Source organism: Polaribacter sp. 2305UL8-11 (assembly GCF_058147165.1).
On sequence record NZ_JBYVJW010000031.1, the window covers coordinates 1 to 678 of the forward strand.

At 28.5% G+C, this 678-nt stretch carries 1 protein-coding gene; it reads right to left on the bottom strand.

All coding sequences use genetic code 11. The annotated features are described in order from the left end of the window. Window positions 1-678 (bottom strand): IS1/IS1595 family N-terminal zinc-binding domain-containing protein (locus ACY2RW_RS16085; protein ID WP_490123752.1); only part of this gene is annotated, 678 nt, incomplete at both ends.

Below are 678 nucleotides of genomic sequence, written 5' to 3' on the forward strand. Positions count from 1 at the left end.
TGATAATTATCAATCAGATGCATTTTGGAGGTAATTTGTTTTAGATCATATCCTGCATCACTTTTCGGATTTTTAGTCAACCATATTCTACAATCCCTTTGAATATGTACCAAGCATCGTTGTAATTTTACTTGAGGTAGTACTATTTTAATTGCTTTTAGGATAGATTTATGACCATCACAAGTAATACTTTCTATTTGAACACCAAGTGCTAATAGGTTTTCTAAATCTTCTTTTATCTCAGTATAATGTTCTCCATCTGAAAAACGATAAAGTTGTGTAAATTTAATGGTAGCATCTCTATATAAAACTAAACAAATTCCATTACTGAAATAAGTTGCATCTATAAGTAAATTTACTTTCTCTGATGGATAAACTGATAATTTTGGAGGTCTTGAAAGATAATCATAAAAATAGTTACGAACAGTTCTCTGAGAATAATTGCTCTCTACTGCTATTTGATAAATTGTTCTTCTTTCTATTATCCATTTTTCAAACCAAATAAAACGATTTGATTTTGTTACTGATTTATTATGAGAAGTAAAGAAAATACCACAATTTTTACATTTATAACGCTGTTTACTATTGCGCTTACTCCACTTGATTGTTGATAAACTTCCACAAGCCCAACAACGCTTTTTTTTGATGTTTTCATCTAACAAAAAAAGTTTATTGAAA